The sequence below is a fragment of the Flavobacterium sp. GW821-FHT12A05 genome, assembly GCF_058807735.1.
In genome coordinates this window covers 563,475-577,499 of record NZ_JBXAQY010000004.1, presented here as the reverse complement: position 1 = coordinate 577,499, position 14,025 = coordinate 563,475, and the positions used below count along the sequence as shown (strand labels likewise).

Below are 14,025 nucleotides of genomic sequence, written 5' to 3'. Positions count from 1 at the left end.
TTTTTTATGCCACTCCCGATAGTTATCGGGATAAAGGATTTGAAGGATAAAAAAATCTGCTAAAATCTGCTCCCGATGGCTATCGGGACTGCGTGAAAAAAGATAAGCTGCTTTTACTTGCCAATAATTTCTTTTCTATGCAAAGTTCCCCATTCGTTTAAGGCACTAATTACATTATATAAAGTATGGCTGTGTTCTGTTCTGGCATATTCAACAGTTGGCGGAAAAGTATCATAAACCGTTCTGGTAACCAGTTTGTTTATCTCCAGATCTTTTAGTTCTTTCGAAAGCATTTTATCTGTAATTCCGTTTATGTCTTTTGAAATCTCTTTAAAACGTTTTGGTCTGTTCGATAAGGCGATTAAAATAGGAAGTTTCCATCTTCCGTTTAAAACTTCCAGGGCATCTCTTACCGGTAATAATGCTGCCAGGCATTCTTCCGGCTGGACGCTACAAGCCATATCTTTTGTTAATTCGCTCTTTGTTTTCATATTTATTACGTTACTATCCTCAAGGAAAGCGCTATCCTTGAGGATAGTACTATAAAAGAGATAGCAAATGTATATAAGTTTGTATCGTAAAACAAATAATATAAATTATGAGCCAAAAAATTCTACGCATAATTACTAGTACCAATGGAGATACTTCATTTAGTAATCAATTATCGAATGCTGTTATCGAAAAATTAGCCGCAGCAGATCCTGAAATCGAAGTACAGACGCTTGATCTTACCAAAACACCTTTACCATATTTGACCAATTCGCATATTAATGCCGTTTTTACTCCTGCAGAAGCTCATACACCGGAACAGACAGCTGCGCTTAAATATTCTGATGAAGCTATAAATACGTTACTGGAATCGGATATAATTGTGATTGGTGTGCCTTTGTATAATTTTGGTATTCCGGCTGTTTTAAAAGGATGGATCGATCAGGTTGCCAGAGCAGGTAAAACGTTCAGCTATGGAGCAGACGGACCAAAAGGATTAGTGACGGACAAAAAGGTATATCTTTCTATAGCATCGGGAGCAGTATTCTCTGAAGGGCCGTACAAAAGCTACGATTTTTCAGAATCTTATCTTAGAACGGTATTAGGCTTTTTAGGAATGACCGATGTTACGACTTTTCGTGTAGAAGGAACCGCAATTCCTGATTTTGCTGAAAATGCGCTTCCAAAAGCTTTATCTTCTGTAGAAGAATTTGCTTTTTAAACTTAAACTATAATTACGACGGTTGAACATTTTCGTATGTAGTAAACCCGATAGGTTTTTTGTGACCTGTCGGGTTTTTAATTAAAACGTATCGTTATTTTTCAATTATCATCGTAACTCCTTGACCTCCTGCAGCACAAATCGAAATAAATCCTCTGCCGGAACCTTTTTCGTTAAGCAGTTTTGCCATAACGCCAATTATTCTTCCTCCGGTTGCAGCAAAAGGATGTGCGGCTGCAAGACTGCTTCCTTTTACATTCAGTTTTTCACGGTCTATTGCACCCAGAGTTTTCTTTAAACCTATTTCGGCGCTTAATTCTGGACTTTCCCAAATTTTTAAAGTGGCTAAAACCTGTGCGGCAAAAGCTTCGTGAATCTCATAATAATCGAAATCCTGTAAGTTTAGATTGGCTTTTTCGAGCATTCGGCTTGCAGCAAATAAAGGAGCTAGTAAAAGATTCTGCTGGTTTTTGACATATTCTATAGCGGCAACTTCGGCAAAAGTAATATAAGCCAAAATTGGAAGTCCGCGTTCTTGTGCCCATTCTTCGCTGGCTAAAAGTATACAGGAAGCGCCATCTGTAAGCGGAGTGGAATTTCCCGCTGTTAAGGTTCCGTTTACTTTATCAAAAGCAGGATTTAGTTTTGCCAGCTTTTCGATCGTACTGTCTTTTCTCAGATTGTTGTCTTTTTCGAGTCCGTTAAAAGGCGTAATCATATCATTAAAAAAGCCTTCATCGTAAGCTTTTGCCATATTCAAATGACTTTTTAAGGCAAATTTATCCTGATCTTCTCTCGAAATTTTATAATGTTTGGCCGTAATCTCCGTATGTCCGCCCATCGAAAGTCCGGTTTGCTGTTCTTCATTTCTCGGAACCAAAGGAGAAAGATCACCTGGACGAATTTTTAAAAAGGCTTTGATTTTGCCACCTAGCGATTTTGCCTGACGTGCTTCAAGTAAAATTCTTCTAAGCTTTTCGCTCACCGCCATCGGAATATCACTTATAGAATCTACGCCGCCGGCAATTCCGGATTCAATTTGACCCAGCGCAATTTTGTTGGCAATATAAATAGCACTTTCAATTCCGGTATCGCAGGCCTGTTGTAAATCGCAGGCAGGTGTTGCAGGATCAAGAGCGGTTTTCATTACACACTCTCTAATCAAATTATTGTCGTAAGTATGTTTAATTACTGCACCTCCGGCTACTTCGCCCAGTAATTGGCCTTTCAAATTGTATTTATCAACAAGTCCGTTCAGGGCTGCGGTCATCATTTCCTGATTGCCAACTGCGGCATAGGCTGTATTTGCTCTTGCAAAAGGAATTCTATTATAACCTACAATAGCTACTTTTCTAACTGTTTTAGTTGTATTCATAGTTAATTTTCTTTGGAGTAGTTCAATTTTACAGTTTAAAGATAAGCAGACTTAGGCTAATAATTTTTATTATGTGTATTATAAAGCGTAAAAAACAACAGTTTTCGTTATAAAAAGCGCGAATATTATTTTTATTTAGAATCATTTAAAATAATTTGGATAACAAGTTATTAGGAATTACATTTGCCAAATAAAATTTAAAATCTTACTAAAATGAGTATAAATATCATTAAGAAAGCCTGCTTTTTCATGCTTCTTTTGGGTTCATTAAATGCCATGAGCCAGGAATTAGGAAAAGTAAGCGGAAAAGTTTCTTTAAGTGGTAATGTGCCTGCAGAAGGCATTTCGGTTGTTCTAAAAGGAACAAAATATAGTGCCGTTACAAACGATGCAGGTCAATATGAAATGAAATCTGTTAGAGCAGGTTCTTATACAATTATTGTTCGTTCAGTTGGTGTTCATTCAATTGAAGACAAAATCGTGGTTACTTCAAAACAAACTACAACAAAAAACTTTTCACTTTCTGAAAGTCAGGAAGATCTTGATGAAGTTGTTATTACAAAAAATAAATACAAACAAGACAAGCCTTCATTATCATTACGCCTTCAAACTCCGGTACTTGAAATTCCTCAGAATATTCAAATTGTAAGCGGACAGACTTTAAAAGACCAGCAGATTACAAGTATGAGCGACGGTGTTATTCGTAACGTGAGTGGTGCTGTGCGTTTAGAACACTGGGGCGATTTGTATACAAATATTACCATGCGCGGTTCACAGATTCAGGCTTTCCGTAACGGATTTAATGTAGTATCATCTTTTTGGGGACCATTAACAGAAGATATGAGTTTTGTAGATCATATCGAATTTGTAAAAGGACCAGCAGGATTTATGCTTTCAAGCGGAGATCCAAGCGGACTTTATAATGTGGTAACGAAAAAACCAACCGGAATTACTAAAGGGGAAGTTACTGCAATTGGCGGCAGCTATGATTTTTACAGAGTGAGTCTTGATCTTGACGGAAAATTAGATAAAAAAGGAAAATTATTGTACCGATTTAACGGAGCAGCTCAAAATAAAGGCTCTCACCGTGCTTTTGAACACAATAATCGTTATGTAATTGCTCCGGTAATTTCGTATCAGGTTGATGACAAAACGAAATTGACATTTGAATATAATTTTCAATATGCAAACATGACAGAAGTAGGTTCTTATTACGTATTTGGTCCTGCATCTGAGGGATATGCGACTTTACCTGTTGGATTTACAATGACGCAGCCTGGATTGCCTGATACTAATATTCAGGATCACAGCGGCTATTTGCAGTTTGAGCATAAATTTGATGACAACTGGAAACTGACTGCTCAGACTTCTTATTTCAAATACATGCAGCAAGGTTACAGCTCTTGGCCAAATTTAGTTGGACCAGCCGGTGTAGATACTGATGGCGATAAAGTCCTTGATAAGTTTATTGGTAACGGAGATATCATTAGAAGTGTGGGTATCTGGGATGCAGAAAGTAATATGTATTTAGGACAGATTTTTGTTAACGGAAAATTCAATACAGGACCTATTTCTCATAAAGTATTGGGTGGAGTAGATTTAGGAAGTAAAGATTATATAGCCGATTGGGGACAATCTCATAAACTGGATACATTGGATGATCCATTCAATGTTTACAATCCAAATTATGGCACGCCATCTAACGGTTATCCAAATTTTGACCATGAAACACCACTTAGTAAAAGAGCCGGCGGACGTATGGGTTCTGAATATGCAGCAGGTTATATACAAGATGAACTTGGTTTTTTCGAAAATAAATTAAGATTAACTCTTGCCGCAAGATATACCTGGATCAGCCAATCAAACGGTGGAGATACTCAGGAAGACAGCCATATAACACCGCGTGTAGGGGTTAGTTATTCTATAGATCCAAACACAGCCGTTTACGGATTATACGATCAGGCTTTTATTCCACAATCGGGAATTACACAAAATGGCGATCCAATCAAACCGCTTACAGGTAACAATATGGAGTTTGGTATTAAGAGAGATTGGTTCGATGGTTCTTGGAGTACTACTCTTGCAGCATACAGAATTCTAAAAGAAAATGAACTTACTTCAGATCCAACTAATAAACCAAATGAAATGTATAAAGTCATTTTAGGAAAAAAGAGAGCCGAAGGTTTTGAATTTGATGTAAGAGGAAAACTATTTGACGGTCTTAATCTTATTGCCAACTATGCCTTTACAGAGTCTATTGTTTTGGATTCTAATGTTCCGAGTATTAAGGAAGGTTCTATCGTTCCAGGTTATTCTAAGCATACTGCAAATGCATGGTTAAATTATACCGTTCAGGGCGGTAAACTAAAAGGTTTTGGTGTTTCTTTGGGAGGATCTTTCCTTGCAGGACGTCAAACCGATACCTGGAGTGCAGGTTTAGAAAAACTTCCAAACTATTTCAGACTTGACGGCGGTTTATCTTATGAAACAGGTAAATTTAAAGTTACCGGAAATGTATTTAATATTTTAGATAAATACCTTTACAGCGGTTCTTACTACGAATGGCTGAATGCTTACTACTGGCAGACAGAACAGCCAATTAACTTTAGAGTTGGTGTAACGTACAAATTATTCTAATAAAAAAGAAAGCATCCATAGTGGATGCTTTCTTTTTTTATGGTTCAAAGGGACAAAGGTTCAGATGGACAAAGGTAAAAAAAATAAAAATCCGTTTAATCTGTGTCATCTGTGGCCTAAAACCACACAAGGTTTGCCCACGGATTTAACGGGTCAAACGGATTTACGCAGTTTTATTTTATTCATGCAGAAAAATAAAAATCTGTTCCATCAGTGCCATCTGTGGCCAATAAATTATCTGTGGACAAAAAAAACGTTTATCCTTTTCGAATCAAAGGAATTAGTTTTGTTCCTATAAGTTCGATGGCGTTCATTAATTGCGAATGCGTCAATCCGGCATTATCCATCTGAAATGTAAATCTTTCCACACCGCCAAGTGCTTCGCTATGGCGTAAAATTTTCTCGGCTGCTCTCTCAGGACTTCCCACAATTAAAACTCCTAGATCATCAATAAGTCCGTCAAATTTATCTTTTGTTACCGGAGGCCATCCGCGTTCTCGGCCTAATTTGGTCCAAAGTTCAGCATAACCTGGATAATATTCTTCAATTGCTTTTTCGGTAGAATTTGAAACATATCCCGGCGAATGTAAACCCACTTTTAATTCATGCGGTTGAAAACCAGCCGCTTTTCCGGCTTCGCGATACAAATCGATTAAAGGTTTAAAGCGATGTGTTTGTCCGCCAATTATGGCTACCATTAAAGGTAATCCCAAACTTCCGGCTCTAACAAAAGATTCAGGTGTACCGCCAACGCCAAGCCAAATAGGCAGTTTTTCCTGTAAAGCTCTCGGATAAACCGGAAGATTATTTAATGCCGGACGAAATTTTCCGTACCAGTTTATAAATTCATTGTCTCTAACCTGCAGCAACAACTCCAGTTTTTCTTTAAAAAGTGCATCATAATCATTTAAGTCGTATCCAAAAAGCGGATAAGCTTCTATAGCAGAACCTCGGCCCACTACAATTTCGGCTCTTCCTTTTGAGATTAAATCCAGCGTAGCAAAACTTTGATATACGCGCACAGGATCGGCGGCGCTTAAAACCGTTACCGCACTGGCTAAACGTATGTTTTTGGTTCTTGCAGCGGCCGCACTTAAGATGACAGCAGTTGCCGAATCCAGAAATTCTTTTTTATGATGTTCTCCAATTCCAAAAACATCCAAACCAACCTGATCTGCAAATTCAATTCTCTGCAGTAATTGTTCCATGGCATCAACACTGCTCAGCGTGTTATTGTCACCATACATTGCCGAAGCAAAACTATCTATACCTATTTCTATCATAATAGTAAAGGTATTAAAATTTATTTTTTCTCTTATAGAAATGACCTTTAAGAATCCTTTAAATAATAAAACTGTACCCTAAATTTTAAAGATTTTTGTATCTGTATCTGATAGTGTTGGAGTGGTAAATTTGTTAAGAAATTAAATAACTATACAATGGATACCACTAAAACCGCAAACATTCAATTCGAATCAGTCCATTTATCTTCTTTAAAGTCTGTGGTCAATATTTATCAAAACAAGGTAAATGAAACCCTTAATTCTGATCGTCAATTATCAAAATTTAAGAGTGATTTTGGACTACCTTTAAGCATCGCTTCTTCTGAAAATAAAGTCGTAGGTTATGCTTTTGTTACGGTAAATAAAACCGGAAAACCTGAAATCAATTCCTATTGGGAAAAGGATTTTTTTAGTGTTGAAGCCGAACAGGATTTAAAACTGCATGCCGAAAATACCTGTCATTCTTTATTCGCAGATTCAGAAACCCGATCAGTAAAAATTCAGAATGCCGCCGAAAAACTGTCTAATTGGCTGGAGGTTTGTAACTAATTTTTGCAGGTTACAGATTGAATTTTTGTAAATTTACTAGATACAGATAAAGATAAAATGGCAAAAGAAATCCTATATCAAAAAATTGCACATATTATTGAGGAACAAATATTCTCCGAAACTTTAAAAATTGGAGATAAACTTCCTTCAATTCGGGCATTGCAGAAACTGCACAATGTAAGTTTGAATACAGTAAAACAGGCCTTTTTAGAACTGGAAAGCAAATCTTTAATAGAATCCCGTCCGAAATCGGGTTTTTATATCAGCAAAACTTCAAACAGAAAGCTGTCTCTGCCTTCTATGAACAAACTGAAAGTATCAGAAAATCAGGTTGCTCCGGAAGATTTAATTACAAAAGTGTATAAAAGCCTCGATGATAAAAGCATTACCAGATTTTCATTGGGCGTTCCGGATAAAAGTCTGCTGCCAATTGCTAAACTCAATAAAGGCATTATAAAAGCAGTTCGTAATTTTGAAGAAAGCGGCACGAGTTATGAATCCGTTCAGGGAAATGCCAATTTAAGACGAAATATTGCCAAATGGTCTATTGTTTTAGAAGGAAAACTAAACGAAGATGATTTCGTGATTACTTCCGGTGCCATGAATGCCATTTATAACTGTTTAATGGCCGTGACCAAAAGAGGCGATACCATTGCGATCGAAAGTCCGGTTTATTTTGGCATTATTCAAATTGCGCAGACATTGGGTTTAAATATTATCGAACTGCCTACACATCCTACAACGGGCGTAGATTTAGATGCGTTAAAAAAAGTAATTCATAAAATAGATGTCTGCTGTTTTATGAGCAATTTCAGCAATCCGCTAGGGAGTTTAATGCCCGACGAAAGCAAGAAAGAATTGGTAAAAATGCTGACCTATCATGATATTCCTTTAATCGAAGATGATTTGTACGGCAATCTCTTTTTTGGAACAGTGCGCCCAAAACCGTGCAAGTATTTTGATGAAGCCGGAATTGTAATGTGGTGTGGTTCTGTATCCAAAACTTTGGCACCGGGTTACAGAGTAGGATGGGTTGCAGGAGGAAAATTCAAAGATCAAATAATCAGACAGAAACAAGTTCAAACCATTTGTTCGCCCTCTATATATCAGGAAGTTATTGCCGATTTTTTAGAACACGGCAGATACGATCATCATTTGCGAAATTTTAGAAGTACGTTATATACCAATGCACTTCATTTTCAGCGAACGGTCGAAGATTTTTTTCCCGAAAACACGAAGATTTCCCAACCTCAGGGAGGTACTTTTCTTTGGCTGGAATTAGATAAAAATATTGATACCGCAGTTTTGTACGATACCGCTATAAAACAGAAAATTGGTTTTGCTCCCGGAAGGATTTTTACACATCATAATCAGTATAATAACTGTATGAGGCTTAATTTTGCTTTAGAATGGACACCAAAAACCGAATCCGATTTAAAACGTTTAGGCTTATTGGTAAAAAACGCCATGTAATCTGTACCCTATAAAAAGTCAATTATTGTATCTGTAATTATGTGTTTTTCTGCTTTAAATTTGCTAAAAAAACACCTATTATGAAACTTACAATATATCAGATTGATGCTTTTGCAGATGAGGTTTTTAAAGGAAATCCCGCTGCGGTTTGTCCGCTTACAGAATGGCTTCCGGATGAACTTCTGCAGAAAATTGCTTCCGAAAATAATTTATCCGAAACCGCATTTTATGTTCCAAAAGGGAATAAGTTTGAGATAAGATGGTTTACGCCAGCTGCCGAAGTAGATTTATGCGGACACGCGACTTTGGCGACTGCTTTTGTTTTGTTTACCCAGGAAGGTTTTAATAAAGAAGTAATCGAATTTTATTCGCCACGAAGCGGTGATTTGTTTGTTGCGGTTGAGAACGGTTTATTTGTAATGGATTTTCCTGCGGATGAATATCAGGAAGTAAATCTTTCAGACGACTTTTTATCGTTAACAGATAAAACACCAATTGCAGTCTATAAAGGCAAAACCGATTATATGCTGGTTTTTGAAAAACAGGAGGATATTCAGAATCTAAAACCAAATTTCGGACTGATTAGCCAAATAGAAGCAAGAGGAATTATTGTAACGGCGAAAGGAAATAACCACGACTTTGTATCCCGATTTTTTGCGCCGGCAGTTGGTGTAAACGAAGATCCTGTCTGCGGATCAGCACATACTACACTTACGCCATTTTGGGCCAGTCAATTAAATAAAAATACACTTTCTGCTTTTCAGCTTTCTGAAAGAACAGGAAACTTGCAATGTACTTTGGTAAATGACAGAGTAAAATTATCCGGAAAAGCAGTTTTATACTTAAAAGGAGAAATTTATGTTTAAGGATTTTTTTGAGATGAAAAAATCGAATAAAGAAAGAGTCGTTTCAGCGACTTAACTCCATAATATTCAAAATGAAAAAGACCAGAATCTAAATGAATCTGGTCTTTTTTATTTTGAAATAACCCATAACGCTTTCTATGTTTGTTTAAAAAAGTGAAACGCCTTTTTTGAAAGTAATAAATCTATCCCGATAGTTATCGGGACTATGTGTTTAAATCACATTCAGGGGTTTGATTTCTTTAATGCGAAAACCCAAAAGAAATACTCGTTATAATAATCAGTATTACAATCAGCGTAATAACAACGTACAGATAATCTTTCTCCAGAATAAATGAAAACAAAGAAAGCAAAACCCTGAATACAGGCGTTAAGAACAGCAAAATAATACCAACAAATATTAAATAAGCCCCATTTCCCTGAATAGCGCCATTGTAAACAGTCGAAATAACTTCAAATATATTTCGGTCGTTTTCTTTAAAAACCGAGTAATCTTCAATTTCGTTTCCGTGATGAATTAAGTATACGATGCCGCCAATAAAGGCAACCGATAACGAAATCCAAACTCCGTAACGCAATAAGTTTCCAATAATAGTCTGAAAATCTTTTTCTCCAAATTTTTCGTGCTGCATAACTTTAGATTTTTCCATTAAGTCCATTATAAATCATATTAATTGCCAATACAAAAATCAGACAAGCAAAAAAGATTCTCAATTTTTTAGGGTTGGTTCGAACCAAAATTTTAGCTCCGGCCATAGCGCCAAATAGTACACCAATTACAACCGGCATACAAATTCCAGGCTCGATATATCCTTTCTGAATATAAATTACAGAACTTGCCATTGCCGTAACACCCATCATAAAGTTGCTCGTGGTAGTCGAAACTTTAAACGGAATTCGCATAATATTATCCATCGCAATTACTTTAAAAGCTCCGGAACCAATTCCTAATAATCCTGACATCATTCCGGCAACACCCATCATGCTGAAACCGCCGATTACATTTTTGGTACCGTAACTCACCACTTCTCCGTCATGTGTTGGGTAAGTTCCCTGCAATTTTAGTTTTTTAGCCAGCGGACTCGATTCTAAAACGATATGTTCTTCTTTCTTTCGAAGCGAATTTATAGCCGAAAAGATTAAAGTAAGTCCAAATAAAACGGCAATGAATGAAGTTGGAGCAATGGTTGAAAGCAAAGCACCGCAAACGGCTCCTATTGTAGTGGCAATTTCCAGAAAAATTCCGAGCCGCATATTCGTAATCCCTTCTTTTACATACGCTGCCGCCGATCCTGAAGAAGTCGCAATAACCGAAACTAAAGCCGCTCCAATTGCGTAATGAATGTCAACACCAAGAATAATAGTTAAAAGAGGAATGATAATTATACCGCCGCCCAAGCCTGACAATGAGCCAATAAAACCGGCTAAAAAAGCACCAAGAAGCATAATCAGGGTAAAAGTAAGTACTGTCATTAAGATATATTTTAATAGATGCTAATTTACGAATAGATATCTGTTTGAAATAAAATTATGACCTTAAATATAGCTTAAAAATTTTTTAGTAGTCAGTGTTAGTATTTAGTTTACAGTCGCGGTTTTCAGTTTCCAGTCTCAGTTTCCAGTCTCAGTGCTGGTTTGCGGTAGTTAAAAAACGCAAAAAACTTTGTCAAAGTTTTAAACTTTGACAAAGTTCCTGTAAACTGAAAACCGCGACTGAATACTGAGACTAAAAACCTATATCCTATTATCAGCAGCAAAAACAGTTTTTCCAATTGTAGAAAGCAGAAAAGCCGCTGCAGCGCTCGTTAAAACCGAATAATCAAAAGGAGCTTTTACTGAAACCGATATGGCCATTGCGATCGAAAAAACAAGCATTAAAGCAGTAGTTCCCAAAGCAGCGATTCTGGTTTTGAATCCGAAGATTAATAAAAGCGATAATAAAATTTCAAAGAAAGTGGCGACTGCGCCTAATATTTCTGCTGTAGATTTAGAAGCAAAAGGATTAAGAGTCTGCGTATAAACAACAAAGTTTTCCCAGTTTCCCCATGCAACCCCATTAGAACCCGGATCACCCCAAAGTCCGAATCGGTCTGCTACTGCCGAAAGCATTGTAATTCCTAAAACTATTCTTAAAACTAAACCTGCCTGCGCAATTGATATGTTTCTCATTCGTAATTAATTTTTTATTTGAAGATGTTCTAAATTCTTTTTCACTAAAACTTTATGTCCAACGGGTTTAAAACCAAGTCTTAAGTATAACTTTTTAGCCTGCGGATTATCTTCTTCTACAAGTAAACCTAAAACCTCCTTATTTTCATGAACGTATTTTTCAATCAAAAATTGCAGAATTTTAGAACCAATTCCTTTTCCCTGATGTTTTGGATTTATTCCTAATGAATCAATGTAATATTCGCCAGCCTCGGTTTCATCTTCCGGATCGAAATCAGGATTATAATTCGTTCGGATATATTCAATAATTGGAGTACGAAGTTTATGTAAATCGGCACCATTGTAGATATTTACCGCACCAATAATCTCATTTTCAGATTCTGCTACATAACAATTTTGATAAGAATATTGATTATTTTCCTGTCCAACAAAGTAAAAAAGAAAGTCATGAGCACTTTTATAATCTTCTTTTCCAACAAATTTATAGAGTATATCTTCCATTGCCAATAATAAAATGGGAGCAATATGTTCAGCATCGGATAATTTGGCTTTTCTAATGTTCATTCTGGGATATTTTGTATTTAAGCAAATTTAAAGTTTTCTAAGGATATTAAGGGTTTAAGCTTTGCCAAAGTTTTGTACCAAAGTTTGTCATTGCGAGGAACGAAGCAATCTCACTAATAAAAGATTATAAAACTAGACTTAATGGCACGCAGATCACACAGATGACACAGATTTATTATTAATCTGGATTTGCTGAATTTCTACCGATATAGGATAAAAATATACCAGTTTTAAGATGTAAAGGGCTCGTATCTTTGTTAGTATAATTTAAATTAAAAACCAAAAAAGATGAAAGCAATAGGATTCAAATCATCATTACCTATAGAAGAAAAAGATAGTTTTATTGAATTTGAAACAGTAAAACCAACTCCAGGAGCGCATGATTTATTAGTAAAAATCGATGCCATATCAGTAAACCCGGTTGATTTTAAAATCCGCCAGAGCGCTGCAAAAGATACGGTTTTAGAAACGCCAAAAATCATTGGCTGGGATGCGGTAGGAATTGTGCAGGCAGTTGGAGAAAAAGTAACCTTATTTGAAGTAGGAGATCCGGTATATTATGCAGGCGATATTACCAAACCGGGAAGCAATGCCGAATACCAAATTATCGACGAACGAATTGTGGGCAGAAAACCAAAATCGCTTACAATTGAAGAAGCAGCCGTAATACCATTAACAGGATTAACCGCCTGGGAAATTCTGTTTGACAGAATCAGAATCAATCCTGAAAAAGACAAAGGGAAATCAATTCTGATTATTGGAGGTGCCGGCGGAGTAGGTTCGATCGCGATTCAGCTTGCTAAAAAAATCGCAGGATTAACGGTTATCGCAACAGCTTCGCGCCCCGAAACCATTGAATGGTGTAAAAATCAAGGAGCAGATTTCGTTGTCGATCACAAAGATTTAGTTGCTTCGGTTAGAGCAGCCGGTTTTGAAAACGTTGATTTTATTTTAGATTTTGTAGATACCAATTCGTATTGGGATACCATGGTTGAACTAATTAAACCACAAGGACATATCGCTTCTATTACCGGAAGCAGTGATCCCGTTGCATTAAATAAATTGAAAAGCAAAAGTGTTTCTTTTTCTTGGGAATTGATGTATACGCGCTCGATGTTTCAAACCGATGACATGATTGAACAGCACAATATTTTAAACAAAATTGCTGATTTAATAGATGACGGCGTTTTAAAAACAACTTTAAAAGAAACCTATAACGGACTTTCGGCCGAAAATCTAAAAAAGGCACATCAGCTTTTAGAATCTGGAAAAACGATTGGAAAAATCGCAATTAAGTTTTAAAAGAAATCGATAGGTCTGAGACTTGTAAACCTACTATTTAGAACAACTTTAAATAGTAAGTTTTTTATTATAACAATTTTTGTATTTTAGCTGCCTTACAAGCCAAATTTGTATTTAATTTTTTAAAACCCAAAACAAAATTGTTATGATTTCAAAAAACACAGACCTTGGATTATTACTATTACGTATCAGTACTGGAGGTTTAATGCTGTTTCACGGTATTTCAAAAGTACTGCACGGTATTTCTTTTCTTGTAGAAAATATGGGCGCCTTTGGATACGCGGTTTACATTGGCGAATTTTTAGCGCCAATTGCTATTTTATTAGGATTTCGTACCAGAATTGCTTCGGTTTTTCTTGCCATAACTTGTATCGTTGCTATTGCTGTAGCGCATTCGGGGGATATTTTTTCAATCAGCGAACACGGAGGTTATGCTAACGAATTACTAATGCTTTACCTTTTTGGCGCAGCTGCGTTATTCTTTACAGGAGCAGGAAAATATGCTGTTTCTAAGACGAATAAGTGGGATTAATTTGCTCTAAAAAACAATATACTAAATAAGAAAAGTTCTAAATTAAAAAATATAGGTCTTTTCTTATT

Annotated in this window: 14 protein-coding genes; 7 read left to right on the top strand and 7 right to left on the bottom strand. The window is 36.3% G+C overall.

Annotation, left to right across the window (positions count from 1 at the left end; all coding sequences use genetic code 11):
* Window positions 1-113: 113 nt before the first annotated feature.
* Complete coding sequence (locus AC1RRQ_RS12060) at window positions 114-491, bottom strand: winged helix-turn-helix transcriptional regulator (protein WP_493023276.1); 378 nt, start codon at window positions 489-491, stop codon at window positions 114-116.
* Between the two features lie 107 nt (window positions 492-598).
* Between AC1RRQ_RS12060 and AC1RRQ_RS12055 the strand changes: the two genes are divergently transcribed.
* A complete protein-coding gene (locus tag AC1RRQ_RS12055; RefSeq protein ID WP_493023275.1) occupies window positions 599-1,210 on the top strand; it encodes an FMN-dependent NADH-azoreductase in 612 nt (203 codons plus the stop codon).
* A 94-nt stretch (window positions 1,211-1,304) separates the two neighbouring features.
* On the opposite strand, the gene AC1RRQ_RS12050 is transcribed toward AC1RRQ_RS12055, so the two are convergent.
* A complete protein-coding gene (locus AC1RRQ_RS12050; protein ID WP_493023274.1) occupies window positions 1,305-2,585 on the bottom strand; it encodes an acetyl-CoA C-acetyltransferase in 1,281 nt (426 codons plus the stop codon).
* A gap of 213 nt (window positions 2,586-2,798) precedes the next feature.
* On the opposite strand from AC1RRQ_RS12050, the gene AC1RRQ_RS12045 reads away from it, so the two are divergent.
* Window positions 2,799-5,222, top strand: a complete 2,424-nt coding sequence (locus AC1RRQ_RS12045) for a TonB-dependent siderophore receptor (protein ID WP_493023273.1) — start codon at window positions 2,799-2,801, stop codon at window positions 5,220-5,222.
* Between the two features lie 257 nt (window positions 5,223-5,479).
* On the opposite strand, the gene AC1RRQ_RS12040 is transcribed toward AC1RRQ_RS12045, so the two are convergent.
* Complete coding sequence (locus AC1RRQ_RS12040; RefSeq protein WP_493023341.1) at window positions 5,480-6,502, bottom strand: LLM class flavin-dependent oxidoreductase; 1,023 nt, start codon at window positions 6,500-6,502, stop codon at window positions 5,480-5,482.
* A 159-nt stretch (window positions 6,503-6,661) separates the two neighbouring features.
* Here AC1RRQ_RS12040 and AC1RRQ_RS12035 point away from each other — a divergent pair, with 159 nt between their 5' ends.
* The 3 genes from AC1RRQ_RS12035 to AC1RRQ_RS12025 all read left to right on the top strand — a co-directional run bounded on the left by AC1RRQ_RS12035 (window position 6,662) and on the right by AC1RRQ_RS12025 (window position 9,393).
* On the top strand, window positions 6,662-7,054 hold the full coding sequence (locus AC1RRQ_RS12035) for a hypothetical protein (protein ID WP_493023272.1): 393 nt from the start codon (window positions 6,662-6,664) through the stop codon (window positions 7,052-7,054).
* A gap of 57 nt (window positions 7,055-7,111) precedes the next feature.
* Window positions 7,112-8,527, top strand: a complete 1,416-nt coding sequence (locus AC1RRQ_RS12030; RefSeq protein ID WP_493023271.1) for an aminotransferase-like domain-containing protein — start codon at window positions 7,112-7,114, stop codon at window positions 8,525-8,527.
* Between the two features lie 80 nt (window positions 8,528-8,607).
* Window positions 8,608-9,393 (top strand): PhzF family phenazine biosynthesis protein, encoded by a 786-nt coding sequence (locus tag AC1RRQ_RS12025; protein WP_493023270.1) that lies wholly within the window; start codon window positions 8,608-8,610, stop codon window positions 9,391-9,393.
* A 239-nt stretch (window positions 9,394-9,632) separates the two neighbouring features.
* Here the strand turns inward: AC1RRQ_RS12025 and AC1RRQ_RS12020 are convergent, their stop codons facing one another.
* From AC1RRQ_RS12020 to AC1RRQ_RS12005, 4 genes are all read right to left on the bottom strand, one after another.
* Window positions 9,633-10,040 (bottom strand): DUF1634 domain-containing protein, encoded by a 408-nt coding sequence (locus AC1RRQ_RS12020; protein WP_493023269.1) that lies wholly within the window; start codon window positions 10,038-10,040, stop codon window positions 9,633-9,635.
* Window positions 10,027-10,863, bottom strand: a complete 837-nt coding sequence (locus AC1RRQ_RS12015) for a sulfite exporter TauE/SafE family protein (RefSeq protein WP_493023268.1) — start codon at window positions 10,861-10,863, stop codon at window positions 10,027-10,029. Before AC1RRQ_RS12015 ends, AC1RRQ_RS12020 begins: the two co-directional genes overlap by 14 nt.
* Before the next feature lie 261 nt (window positions 10,864-11,124).
* Window positions 11,125-11,559 carry a DoxX family membrane protein gene (locus AC1RRQ_RS12010; RefSeq protein WP_493023267.1) on the bottom strand — a complete coding sequence of 145 codons (435 nt, stop codon included), beginning with the start codon at window positions 11,557-11,559 and terminating at the stop codon, window positions 11,125-11,127.
* A 6-nt stretch (window positions 11,560-11,565) separates the two neighbouring features.
* Window positions 11,566-12,123 carry a GNAT family N-acetyltransferase gene (locus tag AC1RRQ_RS12005; protein WP_493023266.1) on the bottom strand — a complete coding sequence of 186 codons (558 nt, stop codon included), beginning with the start codon at window positions 12,121-12,123 and terminating at the stop codon, window positions 11,566-11,568.
* 288 nt (window positions 12,124-12,411) lie between these two features.
* On the opposite strand from AC1RRQ_RS12005, the gene AC1RRQ_RS12000 reads away from it, so the two are divergent.
* Window positions 12,412-13,425: a zinc-binding alcohol dehydrogenase family protein gene (locus AC1RRQ_RS12000; protein WP_493023265.1), complete on the top strand. Its 1,014-nt coding sequence runs from the start codon at window positions 12,412-12,414 to the stop codon at window positions 13,423-13,425.
* A gap of 145 nt (window positions 13,426-13,570) precedes the next feature.
* On the top strand, window positions 13,571-13,957 hold the full coding sequence (locus AC1RRQ_RS11995) for a DoxX family protein (RefSeq protein ID WP_493023264.1): 387 nt from the start codon (window positions 13,571-13,573) through the stop codon (window positions 13,955-13,957).
* Window positions 13,958-14,025: the final 68 nt, after the last annotated feature.

Bases quoted from the DNA above. Each gene is read 5' to 3' on its own strand.
- AC1RRQ_RS12005 (WP_493023266.1), bottom strand. From the start codon at position 12,123: ATGAACATTAGAAAAGCCAAATTATCCGATGCTGAACATATTGCTCCC.
- AC1RRQ_RS12035 (WP_493023272.1), top strand. From the start codon at position 6,662: ATGGATACCACTAAAACCGCAAACATTCAATTCGAATCAGTCCATTTA.
- AC1RRQ_RS12020 (WP_493023269.1), bottom strand. From the start codon at position 10,040: ATGGAAAAATCTAAAGTTATGCAGCACGAAAAATTTGGAGAAAAAGAT.
- AC1RRQ_RS12030 (WP_493023271.1), top strand. From the start codon at position 7,112: ATGGCAAAAGAAATCCTATATCAAAAAATTGCACATATTATTGAGGAA.
- AC1RRQ_RS12015 (WP_493023268.1), bottom strand. From the start codon at position 10,863: ATGACAGTACTTACTTTTACCCTGATTATGCTTCTTGGTGCTTTTTTA.
- AC1RRQ_RS12045 (WP_493023273.1), top strand. From the start codon at position 2,799: ATGAGTATAAATATCATTAAGAAAGCCTGCTTTTTCATGCTTCTTTTG.
- AC1RRQ_RS12055 (WP_493023275.1), top strand. From the start codon at position 599: ATGAGCCAAAAAATTCTACGCATAATTACTAGTACCAATGGAGATACT.
- AC1RRQ_RS12000 (WP_493023265.1), top strand. From the start codon at position 12,412: ATGAAAGCAATAGGATTCAAATCATCATTACCTATAGAAGAAAAAGAT.
- AC1RRQ_RS11995 (WP_493023264.1), top strand. From the start codon at position 13,571: ATGATTTCAAAAAACACAGACCTTGGATTATTACTATTACGTATCAGT.
- AC1RRQ_RS12025 (WP_493023270.1), top strand. From the start codon at position 8,608: ATGAAACTTACAATATATCAGATTGATGCTTTTGCAGATGAGGTTTTT.
- AC1RRQ_RS12050 (WP_493023274.1), bottom strand. From the start codon at position 2,585: ATGAATACAACTAAAACAGTTAGAAAAGTAGCTATTGTAGGTTATAAT.
- AC1RRQ_RS12010 (WP_493023267.1), bottom strand. From the start codon at position 11,559: ATGAGAAACATATCAATTGCGCAGGCAGGTTTAGTTTTAAGAATAGTT.
- AC1RRQ_RS12060 (WP_493023276.1), bottom strand. From the start codon at position 491: ATGAAAACAAAGAGCGAATTAACAAAAGATATGGCTTGTAGCGTCCAG.